The organism is Pseudomonas sp. Bc-h (assembly GCF_002080045.1).
Classification (GTDB): Bacteria; Pseudomonadota; Gammaproteobacteria; order Pseudomonadales; family Pseudomonadaceae; genus Aquipseudomonas.
This window is the reverse complement of record NZ_MUIN01000006.1, coordinates 424,989-438,203: the sequence shown is the minus strand read 5'-3', so window position 1 is coordinate 438,203 and position 13,215 is coordinate 424,989. Positions and strand designations below refer to the sequence as shown.

The window sequence follows — 13,215 nt, the reverse complement described above, 5'->3', positions numbered from 1 at the left end:
GAAAATAAAAACTCTTCCGACGTCGCAAACTTTAGGCAGCTGGCCATCAATTTTTTGTGAAAAGGATGAGAACAAAAAGTCTGACAAGGGCTTATTTGAGTGTAGGAAAAATCGTTATGGCAGACGATCCTTTAATGGGAATGTGCTTGCTAACAAAAGCCAGGTCTGGGCGGCTGAGGAGCTGGCGCCTCTTTGCTGCCAGGCTCACTCAGATGACCATGCGGCATTTCAGTTGATAACTGCGGCTTGCGACACAACCGGCATACCCCATACCGCAGATGTCGAATTGACCGCTCTCGCATCCTCGATAATCATCTGCGCGGCCTTCTCGGCAATCATCACGGTGGGCGAGCAGGTGTTGCCGGAGGTGATGGTCGGCATGATCGACGCGTCCACGACGCGCAGGCCGATGACCCCATGCACCCGCAGCCGTTCATCCACTACCGCATCGCGCCCCTGCCCCATCTTGCAGGTGCCGACGGGATGGAAAATCGTGGTGCCGATGTTGCTGGCGGCCTGACGCAACTCCTCGTCCGTTTGCAGGCTCACGCCCGGCAGATACTCCACCGGTTCAAAGCTGGCGAGCGCGGGGGCGGCCGCGATGCGGCGTGTCAGGCGAATGGCGTCGGCAGCGACTTTGAGGTCGGCTTCGTGGCTCAGGTAATTGGGCTTGATAAGCGGCGCTGCGTCGGCCAGCGCCGAGCGGATCTCGACCGTTCCACGGCTTTGCGGACGCAGATCGCAGACCGATGCGGTAAACGCAGGAAAGCCATGCAGCGGCTCGCCAAAGCGTTCCAGTGACAACGGCTGCACGTGATATTCGAGATTGGCGGTGGCCTGCTCCGGGCCTGAGCGAGCAAATGCGCCCAACTGGCTTGGCGCCATTGCCAGCGGCCCGCTGCGGTTCAAGGCATAACGCAGGCCCATATTCATCTTGCCCCACAGACTGCCGGCCATCTGGTTCAAGGTATGGCCATTGCTGACCTTGTAGATTAGACGCAATTGCAAATGATCCTGCAAATTGGCGCCAACTCCTGGTAGTTCGTGACGCACTTCGATCCCGAGCTTTTCCAGCAACGGGCGCGGGCCGATCCCGGAGCGTTGCAGCACCATGGGCGAGCCGACAGAGCCGCAACACAGAATGATTTCGCGCTTGGCGCGCAGCGTTTGCTCTTGCTGCCCGACCTTGGCCAAGACGGCACTGGCACGGCCCTTTTCAAACTCGATTCGCGAGACTTCCGCGTTGGTCATTACGGTCAAATTCGGGCGATTGGAAATTGGCCGCAAAAACGCCTTCGAGGCATTCCAGCGCACGCCTCGCCGCTGATTGACCTGAAAATAGCTGCAGCCTTCATTATCGCCGCCGTTGAAGTCGGGAATAGACGCAATGCCAGTCTCGGCCGCGGCTTCTCGAAATGCATCGAGCAAGGCCCATGACAGCCGCTGTTGCTCTACCCGCCATTCGCCTTTTGCCCCGTGCAGGTCGGAGTCGCCCGCGTAATGGCTTTCAGAACGTTTGAAGACCGGCAGCACATCCTGCCAACCCCAAGCCTTGTTGCCCTGCGCCGCCCATTCATCGTAGTCGCGTGACTGGCCGCGCATGTAGATCATGCCGTTGATCGAGGAACAGCCGCCCAGTACCTTGCCGCGCGGATAGTTCAGGGCACGCCCGTTCAGCCCTGGCTCGGATTCGGTCTTGAAGCACCAGTCGGTGCGCGGATTGCCAATGCAATACAGATACCCCACTGGCACGTGAATCCAGGGGTAGTTGTCCTGCCCGCCCGCTTCGAGCAGCAGAACACGATGAGAAGGATTATGTGACAGCCGATTGGCCAGCAGGCAGCCTGCGGGGCCCGCACCAACGATCACGTAGTCATAGAGCACACTGTCCGTTTGCATGCGTCCCTCGTCGATCTTTTTTGTTTTTGTGAAGGCCCATCCTGAAGTTTTTTGCCACAAAACAAAAGACCGCCGCATGTTTCCATGGGGCGGTCTCTGGTAACGCGATGATCATCTGTAGCAGTCTGGCTTGCGGGCGGTCGGTCTTGAGAACGCTACCGCCGACAAGCCGTGCTGCGACTGAGGTCACACGGCTTTTCGGTGCGGCTTAAACGGCGCTACGACGATAGCTGCGGTAGTTCGGCATCCAGAAGTTGCGCTCGATGGCTTCCACCAGCATCTCTTCGGTGGTTTCCAGCGCCACGCCTTCTTCCTGAGCCTGTTTGGCGACAGCCAGCGCGATCTTCTTGCTTACGGTCTGAATTTCCTTCAACGGCGGCAGGACTGCGTCGCCCTTGCCGGTCACCATCGGCGAGCATTCAGCCAGTGCGTTGGAAGCGGCCATCAGCATCTTGTCGGTAATGCGCGTGGCTTTCGCCGCGATCACACCCAGGCCGATGCCCGGGAAGATGTAGGAGTTATTGCACTGGGCGATGTGGAACGTACGATCGCCCACAGTGACCGGTGCAAACGGACTACCGGTGGCCACCAGCGCGTCGCCGTTGGTCCAGGTCAGGACTTCCTGCGGCGTGACTTCGACCTTCGAGGTCGGGTTGGACAGCGGCATCACCAGCGGCTTGGCGCAGTGCTTGTGCATTTCGCGGATGATCTGCTCGGTGAACAGGCCGCGTTGGCCCGACACGCCGATCAGCACGGTCGGCTTGCCATTGCTGACCACGTCCAGCAGCTCAGGGTAACCCTCGCCACTCGACCAGCCCGCTACGTCGCCGGCCTTCTGCGCCAGGTTCTTCTGGAAGTCCAGCAGGTTGTCCATGCTGTCAGTCAGCAGGCCGAAACGATCGACCATCATCACGCGCTTGCGGGCTTCGGTTTCGCTCAGACCTTCGATCACCATCGCGGCGATGATGTGTTCGGCAATCCCGCAACCGGCGGAACCGGCGCCCAGGAACACCACGCGTTGCTGGCCCAGGGTTTCGTTCTTGGCCTTGCACGCCGCGAGCAACGTACCCACGGCCACCGAAGCGGTCCCCTGAATGTCGTCGTTGAAGCAGCACAGCTCGTCGCGGTACTTCTCCAGCAACGGCATGGCGTTGGTCTGGGCGAAGTCTTCGAACTGCAGCAGCACGTCCGGCCAGCGACGCTGAACGGCTTCGATGAACAGCGCGATGAAGTCCTCGTACTCCTTGCCGGTGACGCGCTCGTGGCGCCAGCCCATGTACATCGGGTCGTCCAGCAGTTCCTTGTTGTTGGTACCCACGTCCAGCACGATTGGCAGGGTGTAGGCCGGGCTGACGCCACCACACGCGGTGTACAGCGACAGCTTGCCAATCGGGATGCCCATGCCGCCGATGCCTTGGTCGCCCAGACCCAGAATGCGTTCGCTGTCCGTCACCACGATGATTTTGATGCGATCTTTCGTCGCGCTGCGCAGGATATCTTCGATGCGGTCGCGATCAGGATAGGAAATGAACAGGCCGCGGTGGGTGCGGTAGATCTTGGAAAATTCCTGGCACGCCTGACCCACGGTCGGGGTGTAGATGATCGGCAGCATCTCTTCCAGGTGCGAATCCAGCAGGCGGAAGAACAACGTTTCGTTGTTGTCCTGAATCGAACGCAGGTAAATGTGCTTGTCCAGATCGCTCGCGCATTGCTTGTACTGGTCGTAGACGCGAGTGACCTGCTCTTCGATGGTTTCAACGTTCTGCGGCAAGAGGCCGATCAGGTTGAAATCCACACGCTCCTGCGGAGTGAATGCACTGCCTTTGTTAAGCAGCGGCATCTCCAGCAGCGAGGGGCCGGCGTAGGAAATATATAAAGGTCGCGAGGTCTTGGTCATTTTCAGTGATCGCCTTTTCTCTGTTTGCTCTGTCAATTCGTGATCGAAAGGATGCCCCGGAGGTCGGTTTTCACGACACTCGACGCAGGATCCGTCCGAAGAAAATGGGGAGGTGAAAAATCAGGGTGCCTATCTTACTCGTCTCGAGGCGATTGCGACATTTTGTCACTGCTTTGATTGCGCAATGATGGCGGAGCGAGAAGGGGCTGCACAGTGAAAGTGTTGTCAGGAACGCCGCCGTCATCAGCGACCGTTCAGTGCCCTTGACGGACCTTGACCTTCAGGAAATCCAGCCAATAGACTCGATGCATACGCATTCATAGCCCATGATCAGCGATACATCTCAGCCAATACCGGCAGCACAATCATAAAAAGGTAAGCAACGATGCAGGATCTCCACACCCTGACCCAAGGCCGTCCCATCGCAATCGTGGGGGCGGGCCTGGTCGGTTCCGGATGGGCGCTGGTATTCGCCAGAGCCGGGCTGAACGTAAGGATCTTCGACGCCAATCCGGCGATTGCCAGTGCAGCGGTGCCACTGATCAAAGGGCAGATTGCCGACCTCACGGCCCACGGCTTGCTGAGCGAATCGGCTGACGTGATCCTGGCACGCCTGACAGTCTGCGACACACTGGCCGATGCCGTGAACGGCGCCATCTATGTTCAGGAATCGATCCTGGAACGCACCGACGTCAAACGCACCCTTATGCTGGAGCTTGAAGCTGTCGCCGCGCCTGACCTGATTATCGGCAGCTCGACATCGGGCATTCCTGCGTCGGTGTTCGCGTCTGGGCTGAGCATCACACCCAGGGTCATCATCGCTCACCCCGTGAACCCGCCCTACCTGGTGCCCGTGGTTGAAATCGTTCCCTCTCCTGAAACCGCGCCGCAGGTCGTCGAGTTCACAACAGCACTGATGGAGGCCGTGGGTCAGAGCGTGGTGCATGTGCGCAAAGAGGTCGATGGCTTCGTACTCAATCGCCTGCAAGCGGTGCTGCTGCGCGAAGCCTGGGCGTTGGTGGAAGAAGGCGTCGCCAGTTGCGAAGACATCGACAAGACCGTGCGTGACGGGCTGGGTTGGCGCTGGTCGTTCATGGGGCCGTTCGAAACCATCGACCTGAACGCAGTAGGTGGTGTGGCCGACTACGCGCAACGTCTTGGTCCGCTTTACAGAGGCATCGCCGACTCGCGTTCCCACGCACAAGAGTGGAGCCCCGAGCTGATCGCCAACGTTGAAGCGCAGCGTCGCGAATTTCTGCCGCATGATCAGCTTGAAGCGCGCCGGGCATGGCGTGATCGCGCGCTCATGGCCTTCAGCGCCCAGCGTCGCACCTTCGAGCGTGAGTGACGTTCGCAGCCACCCCTTTTGGCAGAGGGGTGGCTGTGGCCTTATTGAGCGGTCCAACCTCCGTCCACTTTCAACGATGTACCCGTGACCATCCTCGCCGAAGGCCCGGCCAGATAAAGGGCAGCGCCAACCACGTCCTCCATTTTCGCCATATGCCCCATCGGGATTTTCGAGACCAGAAACGCTTCTTTCTCAGGAGTGTCCACGATCTTGCGCACCATCGGCGTGTCGACAAACGTCGGGCAGAGGGTGTTCACCCGAATGCCCTGGTCGGCAAGTTCCACGGCCATGGCTTTGGTAAGCCCCTCCACCGCATGTTTGGTCATGCAGTACACGGTGCGATTCGGCGAGCCGACATGGCCCATCTGTGACGAGACATTGATGATCACACCCGCGTCGGTCCCGGTATTGGTCAGCATCTTGCGCACTGCCGCCTGGGCGGTCACGAAACAGGCTCTGACGTTGAGAGCGATCATTGCATCCAGATGCTCGTCGCTGACTTCAAGCATCGGCTCAGGGAAGTTGGTACCGGCGTTGTTCACCAGAATATCCAGCCTGGAGATATCGCCGATCAGCGCGCGAATTTCGGCGCTGTCCGTGACATCACAGACACGCGTCTTGACGTTGCCGCCTCTGGCGCGAATGACCTCGGCGACCTGATCCAGATTGCCCTGCGTGCGGCCAACGAGCACCACATCAGCGCCCGCGGCACTGAAGGCCAACGCCACACCGGCCCCGATTCCGGTGCCTGCGCCCGTGATCAGCGCCACCTTGCCATCCAGCCGAAACGAGGGCATCCCCAGATTTTCGTACTCGTTCGCCATCATTTCCTCCCAAGGCAGTTTATTAGCGTTATGAGTGCATACGTATTCATCCGGATCATAAAAGACAGGCCCGGCGTTGGATAGGGCGAGCGATCAGCCTTGAGCATCCGATTGCTCCCGGCCCGGGCGTACGCCAGCAAATGCAATGAAGAAGTGAGAATGTCGTGAGCGGAACCGCCCTACCGGCGCGCCAATGAGCACAAAATGTTTCAGCAGTGAGTCAATTAAGTCACGAACGTCGCATTTGCCAGCAAAAAGTCGGTTTCACTCTTTCGATCCCCTGCGAGTGAAGGCACAATCCCCGTCCTTTTTCGGCTGGCATTGCTGGAGGCCACGAAATGATCAAAACGCCGTACTACCTCATCGACAAACAAAAGCTGCTTCGCAACATGGAAAAGATCGCCTATATGCGCGAAAACTCCGGTGCGAAAGCCCTGCTGGCGCTCAAGTGTTTCGCCACCTGGTCGGTGTTCGACCTGATGCAGCAATACATGGACGGGACCACCTCCTCTTCTCTTTATGAGCTGAAACTGGGCCGCCAGAAATTCGTAGGCGAAACGCACGCGTACAGCGTCGCCTGGGCAGATGACGAGATCGAAGAGATGCTCGAAAACTGCGACAAGATCATCTTCAACTCCATCAGCCAGCTGGAGCGTCACGCCCCTGCCTGCGCGGACAAAGTGCGCGGCCTGCGCGTCAACCCGCAGGTCAGCAGCTCAGATTACCTGCTGGCCGACCCGGCGCGTCCGTTCAGCCGTCTGGGCGAGTGGGACCCGGAAAAGATCGAGAAAGTGATCGAGCAGATTTCCGGCTTCATGTTCCACAACAACTGTGAGAACGGTGATTTCAGCCTGTTCGACAAGATGCTGTCGACCATCGAAGAGCGTTTCGGCGCCCTGCTGCACAAGGTCGAGTGGGTCAGCCTCGGTGGCGGCATTCACTTCACCGGCGAAGGCTATCCACTGGACGCGTTCTGCGCTCGTCTCAAAGCCTTTTCGCAGAAATACGGCGTGCAGGTGTACCTGGAGCCGGGCGAAGCGGCAATCACCCAAAGCGCCTCGCTGGAAGTGACCGTTCTCGACACCCTCTACAACGGCAAACACCTGGCCGTGGTCGACAGCTCCATCGAAGCACACATGCTCGACCTGCTGATCTACCGCCTCGACGCCAAGCTGGCCCCCAGCGAAGGCGACCATACTTACATGGTGTGCGGTAAGTCCTGCCTGGCAGGGGATATTTTCGGGGAATACCCATTCGATCGTCCGCTGGCTATCGGCGATCGGCTGTCGTTCGTGGACGCAGCGGGCTACACCATGGTCAAGAAAAACTGGTTCAACGGCCTGAAAATGCCGTCCATCGCAGTGAAACAACTCGACGGTACAGTCGAGGTGGTTCGTGAGTTTGGTTTCGACGATTACCTGTCCAGCCTCTCGTAAGCTGGCGGAAAGGAGAGAGAAAGAAATTGAAGAAGAACGTTCTTATCATTGGTGCAGGAGGTGTCGCCAAGGTGGTGGCCCACAAGTGCGCGCAGCACAACGACGAACTCGGTCGTATTGCTATCGCGTCGCGCAACATCTCCAAGTGCCAGGCCATCATCGACAGCGTCAAAGCCAAGGGCAGCCTCAAGCAGCCTGCTGAAATCAAGGCTTTCGCGCTGAACGCACTGGATATCGAAGCGACCAAGGCGCTGATTCTGGAAACCGAATCGCAGATCGTCATCAACGTCGGTTCGTCATTCCTCAACATGTCCGTGCTGCGCGCCTGCATCGACACCGGCGTGGCTTACCTGGATACCGCTATCCACGAAGAGCCGGGCAAGGTCTGCGAAACGCCGCCCTGGTATGGCAACTACGAGTGGAAACACCTCGAGGAATGCCAGCAGAAGAACGTCACTGCCATCCTCGGCATCGGCTTCGATCCGGGCGTGGTCAACGCCTACGCGGCGCTGGCGCAACAACAGTATTTCGACCGCATTGATTCGATCGACATCCTCGACGTCAATGCCGGCTCACATGGCAAATATTTCGCCACCAATTTCGACCCGGAAATCAACTTCCGCGAATTCACCGGACAGGTGTGGAGCTGGCAGAACAGCCAGTGGACCAGCAACACCATGTTCGAAGTCAAACGCACCGACGACCTGCCAGTCGTGGGTTCGCAGGACCTCTACCTTACCGGCCACGATGAAGTGCACTCGATTTCGAAGAATCTCGACGTGCCCAACGTGCGCTTCTGGATGAGCTTCGGCGCGCACTACATCAACGTGTTCACCGTGCTGAAGAACCTCGGCCTGCTCTCCGAGCAACCGGTCAAAACCGCCGAAGGCGTCGAGATCGTGCCGCTCAAAGTGGTCAAGGCCGTACTGCCGGACCCAGCCTCGCTAGCGCCAGGCTATGTGGGCAAGACCTGCATCGGCGATCTGGTCAAAGGCACCAAAGATGGCAAGCCGCGCGAGGTGTTCATCTACAACGTCGCTGACCACGAAGAAGCCTTCGCCGAAACCGACAGCCAGGGCATCTCCTACACCGCTGGCGTACCACCGGTCGCAGCCGCCCTGCTGGTCGCCCGCGGCGAGTGGGATGTGAAGCGCATGGTCAACGTCGAGGAACTGCCTGCCCAGGCATTCCTGAAAGCACTTGATGTGATGGGCCTGCCCACGCGTATCAAGGACGAAAACGGCGACCGTCCCTGGGACGAGTAGGCCTTGATGACCGGTGCGCTCTGACGGGCGCACCTGGTTTTGATCCGATTTACGAAGATTTCAGACCGCATCCCGCGTCAGCACGAACGAACTGAAACGCAAAAAGTCGCCTAGATGCTGCGTGATGATCGCCACCGTGATCGGCAGTTGCAATGTCTGATACTCATGAACGGCGATATTCCGGAAGCCGACCATATTCTTCATGGTCGTGAGTAAGGAAGCTTCGAGCCACCCTCCCCTGCACAACAACTCAAACACATCCCGCGCGCTTTGAGGTACTCCCAGTCTTTCCCGGCGGATGAGGTGCTGACCCATGTCCAGAGCGGCGGCACAGGCTCTCAAAATATTCAGAATGGCTGCGTCTTGGCGAGTAAGGTCGGTCGCAAAGGTCGACGGGGCCTTGTCATATTCCTCTCGTGCCCTAACCACACAACGCTTGATCGATGCTGCTTTGATTATCAGTAGGTCATCTGCCATGAATCCTTCCATTAGCACTTTGGGACAACTTCAACATCGCGCTGAGTGCCCAACAAACAAAAAAGCCCCAGAAGCATAACTTCTGGGGCTTTATTTGTAATGGCGGAGAGATAGGGACTCTCTTATTTCACCGCTACAGCCCAGAAACTACGCTACCTCTTGGCTTTCAGCCCATTGAGTGGTCAAATTGAGTGGTCAAAATAGAGACCAGTCGATATGGCAACCCACCTTGTACAGAAACCCGGCGAAAGCACTTGGTATGTTCGTATGGCTGTCCCAGCAGACGTGCGTCATGCGTTCGGTGGACGTGCCAAGCTGATCAAGACTACCGGCACCAGCAACAAATCGGAAGCGATGGATAGACGCCTGCCAATCCTTGCTCAGTGGAAAGCTCAGATTGCGGCAGCGAAGGAAGAAAAGCTCATCGTGCGTGACCAGTGGCGTCCCGAACTGGCAGATAGAGGTCTGACGCTGGAGCACCAGATAGATGCACGCTTGCTAGACGCTATCAAGAATCCACCCATACGCTCAGGACTCACGAGCACTCAGTACAATCGTATGTTCAAGAGCGAACTGTCCAAGCAAGGTCTAGAGTCGGATGCTGAGCATTTGGGACAGAAAGGCAAAACCGAGCTTTTAAGACTTATGCAGGAAACTTTTGAATCAGACCCACCCACACCCATCGATGCTGTGAAGCGAACCGCATCACTCACTCGCGACATCATGGTTCTGCTCGCTGAGTACAAACATAAGCTTTCTCCTCTTGAGTTGACGGAAGCTCGTGAACTGATTCAGAACCCAACAACCTACAAACCTGTCTCACCTATTACAGACCGTCGTCTGGAACAATTCCGAGCGTACCGGGTGAAAGATGGTATCGCGGCCAAGACCATTGATCAGCAGGAAGCGAAGCTCATCAAGCTGTCTGGTTACCTCCGTGATCAAGGTACATCGCTGACCAGTGCAACCATTGCCGCGTGGCTGGAAACCCTCAACCTGTCGAGCAAAACCAAAGCTCAATACTTGTTAGCAGGTTCGACGTTCTGGCGGTGGGTAACGAAGAATGATGCGCGCTGGCAAGAGTTGTACCTGGGTCTAGACAACCCATTCAAAGGCCAAGAACTTCCCAAGGTGCGTGGTAAAGCCAAGGCAGATGCAGCCCGGAAGGCGTTCACCCCAGAGCAGATTGAAAGCCTTTACAGGGTCGCCCAAGCAGGCGGCAACCAGATGCTGTGTGACTTGATTTTGCTGGGTACCTACACCGGCTGCCGTATTGAGGAGCTGGCACAGCTTCGCGGAGAATCGGTGGTAAAGGTCGAAGGTGTTCTGAGTTTCAAAATTGACGACAGTAAGACTGCTGCTGGCATCAGAGAAATACCTGTTCATCCATCCCTGTCGACCACGGTAGAACGCCTGATTACTAATAGTACAGAAGGGTTCCTCCTACCAAGCTCAGCCGGAAACAAGTACGGGATTCGATCCGACTCCCTCAGTAAGGCATTCGGTAGATTGAAAACAGCACAGGGTTTCGGAAAACACCACGTATTTCACAGCGTGCGGAAGATGGTAGTCACCCTCCTGCTGCGGGGCGGAGTACCCGGTCCTACCGTCGCGAACATCGTTGGTCATGAAACCGGATTGGTAACGTTCGACGTTTACGACGAGGGTGCTAGCCCTAGGCAAAAGCTTGACGCACTTTCCCACCTGTCATTTAGCTTCTCAGCATCAATCTCCCAGCCCCCGACTGATTGACCTTGAGCTTGAACCTCCCGAAAATAAGTCAGCAAAATGCTTGACAAGAAAGAGAAATATAGGTCCCGGTATTGACAGAAATGCGAATCGTTTGCTATAATGGCGAACACAAGGAGAGGGAAGCCTACCACCGCCCATGTCCCCTACTGCCTAGCCTTCCTTCCTAGTCAGCAGGTGTTAGCCCTTCTCCGCCAAACTTTAGAAGCCGCACTCTCAAACCAGTGCGGTTTTTTATTGCCTGATACACAACACATACCTCAACTCTTAACACCAACTCTAAAATGGAGCGATAACTTATGCTTGTAAAACAATGCTCGACCTGTAATAAACCGCTGTCTGGTTATCGTATTGACGCTGTTTCTTGTGGCTCAACCTGTCGCGGAATCAGGTGGCGAGCAAATAAAGAAGTGGTCGTCCCTGTGAAGCTCGCTTTCAGCGTCTCCCACTTTGAAGCAATCAAAGCTGCCGCTGACAAGCACGGTGTAACAGTGGCGAGCTACATTATCAACCGTTCAACTGGTTCACATATCACCACCACTATCAGCGGTTGATCGTAACGCTAGGTAGTACGTACGCATGACTGGCAACATTGCTCAAACCCTTATTCTACGTGGCGTACAGCCACAAACAGGAGTGTCAAAAGTGAAGATTAGACTTAATCCGGAAGCAGTAGAACAGCTTATCGCAATCATGGATAAGACAGGCTACGTGAACCCGACACATACCGTGCAGGTGATGATCTCATCAACCTTCAACAAGTTATTCAAGAATGCGAACAAGAATGCAAACAACCCTAAGTCCCTAAGTGAGGATATCCATGGCAGTCAATCGAGTAAAACAGTGCGTAACATGTAAAGCAGAATTCAACACCAGTCATATCAGAGCGAAGTATTGCCCCAACTGTCGTGCAACATCCTACACCAAGGTCAAGAAAGACCGTCGTCAGACAGTTGCTGAAAATCGAGTATTGAAACTTGCACTGTCAGATGAATGGCGATGGGTTGCCAAAGAATGCAAACGAGCAGGTACAGTCGAATGTCTGCAAGGTGTAGACCTTGTTGAATTGTTCGCAGTACGTAACGCCAAGTATAAAACATACGGGTACAACAGTGAGACGAAGAAGTCTCAATACCACCTTTGTCATATATCCCCAGTAAATGGTAAAGACACAGTAGGACTGTTACATCACCTTAACCTGTTTATTGGCACTGCATTCCATAACCAAGCACACAGCAACAATAGTTACAAAGACAAAGGATTGTGCATCCCAAAGAAACAACTGAAAGCAAAGTGGAAAGTAACCGACAAAACCAGTGATCGCGTTGTCTTGGATAAAGTAGTCGGATACCTTGGTAAGGTATTGATCGACTATGCCAAAGAACACCCAGTCAACATAAGTCGGCGTTACAGTTTGGCTAAATGGGTATTCCAAAACGATCCTGATAATACATTGCCACTGAGCAAACTTGAAACAATGTCAATGTATGAGTTACAGGCAATCAAAACAAAGATAGAAGACAAACCAGTATTTACATTTGGCTATGCAACTAAGCGATCATTCATCGTAATGTTAGAAGAATGCCGCCGATTGTCAGGGCAATTGCCAGATGGTCAGCACAAAGATGACATCACATTCATGATACCAGTACTACAAGTTGCAATTGCCTTCTTGAGTCGCCAACAAGATCAAGATGGACTATCAAGTGTACTTACAAATCCATATGGTGTTCACTGGAACCCATTAGAGCTACGCATGGATACGAGCGAATCAACATTCCGTGACTTCATAGGCTTTCAAGCTTTCGACACGCTACAAGGCCAACAGGTTGACCGCAAGATGGTAAAGAATACACTGAGTAAGTATTTGAACGTAACGTCTCTCACACCGGACTACAGTGAGTCTGACAGTGCCATTCAGAACCACTATGCAGAAGACTACAGCCAGCTTGTTAAACAAGTACCTGTGATCAAGAATGCAATCATATCTCTCGGCCTAGTTGACAAGTACATGCTGGCAGATGAGATTGCAAAAGCAGAAGAAGCTGCATGTGAAGAAGCAATGTTCGCCAGCTTCAACATAGAACAGTGTGATGGTCCGTTGGACTACTCAACCACTCATTACGAAGTCGAGGATGATTACGAGCCTAACCCGAATCTTGTCACATTCCAAGAGCCAGTGTATGTACCGCCTAAACCTGTACCGGCATGGATGAGAGAGTGCGAGTTCTAACACAGAGGTAGTACGTACACTTGGATGGCTACATGCCTCAAAGGCCGATTCTATATGGGCTACAGCTTATTTGAGAGTATGAATTCT

At 55.2% G+C, this 13,215-nt stretch carries 11 protein-coding genes; 7 read left to right on the top strand and 4 right to left on the bottom strand.

The window, feature by feature from the left end:
• Window positions 1–228 precede the first annotated feature (228 nt).
• Together BWR59_RS12575 and BWR59_RS12570 are read right to left on the bottom strand one after the other, a co-directional pair.
• Window positions 229–1,899, bottom strand: a complete 1,671-nt coding sequence (locus BWR59_RS12575; protein WP_081565949.1) for a GMC family oxidoreductase N-terminal domain-containing protein — start codon at window positions 1,897–1,899, stop codon at window positions 229–231.
• 208 nt (window positions 1,900–2,107) lie between these two features.
• Window positions 2,108–3,796 carry an NAD-dependent malic enzyme gene (locus BWR59_RS12570; protein WP_081565948.1) on the bottom strand — a complete coding sequence of 563 codons (1,689 nt, stop codon included), beginning with the start codon at window positions 3,794–3,796 and terminating at the stop codon, window positions 2,108–2,110.
• A gap of 385 nt (window positions 3,797–4,181) precedes the next feature.
• On the opposite strand from BWR59_RS12570, the gene BWR59_RS12565 reads away from it, so the two are divergent.
• Window positions 4,182–5,144, top strand: coding sequence for a 3-hydroxyacyl-CoA dehydrogenase (locus BWR59_RS12565; protein ID WP_081565947.1), 963 nt, complete (start codon window positions 4,182–4,184; stop codon window positions 5,142–5,144).
• Between the two features lie 41 nt (window positions 5,145–5,185).
• Here the strand turns inward: BWR59_RS12565 and BWR59_RS12560 are convergent, their stop codons facing one another.
• Window positions 5,186–5,968 carry an SDR family oxidoreductase gene (locus BWR59_RS12560; RefSeq protein WP_218191190.1) on the bottom strand — a complete coding sequence of 261 codons (783 nt, stop codon included), beginning with the start codon at window positions 5,966–5,968 and terminating at the stop codon, window positions 5,186–5,188.
• 338 nt (window positions 5,969–6,306) lie between these two features.
• Between BWR59_RS12560 and BWR59_RS12555 the strand changes: the two genes are divergently transcribed.
• Window positions 6,307–7,404: a carboxynorspermidine decarboxylase gene (locus BWR59_RS12555; RefSeq protein WP_081565946.1), complete on the top strand. Its 1,098-nt coding sequence runs from the start codon at window positions 6,307–6,309 to the stop codon at window positions 7,402–7,404.
• A gap of 26 nt (window positions 7,405–7,430) precedes the next feature.
• Window positions 7,431–8,669 (top strand): saccharopine dehydrogenase family protein, encoded by a 1,239-nt coding sequence (locus tag BWR59_RS12550; RefSeq protein WP_081565945.1) that lies wholly within the window; start codon window positions 7,431–7,433, stop codon window positions 8,667–8,669.
• Between the two features lie 60 nt (window positions 8,670–8,729).
• On the opposite strand, the gene BWR59_RS12545 is transcribed toward BWR59_RS12550, so the two are convergent.
• Window positions 8,730–9,146: a DUF86 domain-containing protein gene (locus tag BWR59_RS12545; RefSeq protein WP_081565944.1), complete on the bottom strand. Its 417-nt coding sequence runs from the start codon at window positions 9,144–9,146 to the stop codon at window positions 8,730–8,732.
• Between the two features lie 216 nt (window positions 9,147–9,362).
• Between BWR59_RS12545 and BWR59_RS12540 the strand changes: the two genes are divergently transcribed.
• The 4 genes from BWR59_RS12540 to BWR59_RS31955 all read left to right on the top strand — a co-directional run bounded on the left by BWR59_RS12540 (window position 9,363) and on the right by BWR59_RS31955 (window position 13,128).
• Entirely contained in the window at window positions 9,363–10,898 is a 1,536-nt protein-coding gene (locus BWR59_RS12540; RefSeq protein WP_081565943.1) for a DUF6538 domain-containing protein, read from the top strand.
• A gap of 296 nt (window positions 10,899–11,194) precedes the next feature.
• Window positions 11,195–11,449: a hypothetical protein gene (locus tag BWR59_RS31960; protein WP_143490818.1), complete on the top strand. Its 255-nt coding sequence runs from the start codon at window positions 11,195–11,197 to the stop codon at window positions 11,447–11,449.
• 25 nt (window positions 11,450–11,474) lie between these two features.
• Window positions 11,475–11,753 carry a hypothetical protein gene (locus BWR59_RS32380; protein WP_168184481.1) on the top strand — a complete coding sequence of 93 codons (279 nt, stop codon included), beginning with the start codon at window positions 11,475–11,477 and terminating at the stop codon, window positions 11,751–11,753.
• Window positions 11,716–13,128 carry a hypothetical protein gene (locus BWR59_RS31955; protein ID WP_143490817.1) on the top strand — a complete coding sequence of 471 codons (1,413 nt, stop codon included), beginning with the start codon at window positions 11,716–11,718 and terminating at the stop codon, window positions 13,126–13,128. The genes BWR59_RS32380 and BWR59_RS31955 overlap by 38 nt, the downstream gene beginning before the upstream one ends.
• Window positions 13,129–13,215: the final 87 nt, after the last annotated feature.

What these genes read in the sequence shown, in the direction of transcription:
- BWR59_RS12575 (WP_081565949.1), bottom strand. Translation starts at nt 1,899, where the DNA reads ATGCAAACGGACAGTGTGCTCTATGACTACGTGATCGTTGGTGCGGGC.
- BWR59_RS12570 (WP_081565948.1), bottom strand. Translation starts at nt 3,796, where the DNA reads ATGACCAAGACCTCGCGACCTTTATATATTTCCTACGCCGGCCCCTCG.
- BWR59_RS12565 (WP_081565947.1), top strand. Translation starts at nt 4,182, where the DNA reads ATGCAGGATCTCCACACCCTGACCCAAGGCCGTCCCATCGCAATCGTG.
- BWR59_RS12560 (WP_218191190.1), bottom strand. Translation starts at nt 5,968, where the DNA reads ATGGCGAACGAGTACGAAAATCTGGGGATGCCCTCGTTTCGGCTGGAT.
- BWR59_RS12555 (WP_081565946.1), top strand. Translation starts at nt 6,307, where the DNA reads ATGATCAAAACGCCGTACTACCTCATCGACAAACAAAAGCTGCTTCGC.
- BWR59_RS12545 (WP_081565944.1), bottom strand. Translation starts at nt 9,146, where the DNA reads ATGGCAGATGACCTACTGATAATCAAAGCAGCATCGATCAAGCGTTGT.
- BWR59_RS12540 (WP_081565943.1), top strand. Translation starts at nt 9,363, where the DNA reads ATGGCAACCCACCTTGTACAGAAACCCGGCGAAAGCACTTGGTATGTT.
- BWR59_RS31960 (WP_143490818.1), top strand. Translation starts at nt 11,195, where the DNA reads ATGCTTGTAAAACAATGCTCGACCTGTAATAAACCGCTGTCTGGTTAT.
- BWR59_RS32380 (WP_168184481.1), top strand. Translation starts at nt 11,475, where the DNA reads ATGACTGGCAACATTGCTCAAACCCTTATTCTACGTGGCGTACAGCCA.
- BWR59_RS31955 (WP_143490817.1), top strand. Translation starts at nt 11,716, where the DNA reads ATGGCAGTCAATCGAGTAAAACAGTGCGTAACATGTAAAGCAGAATTC.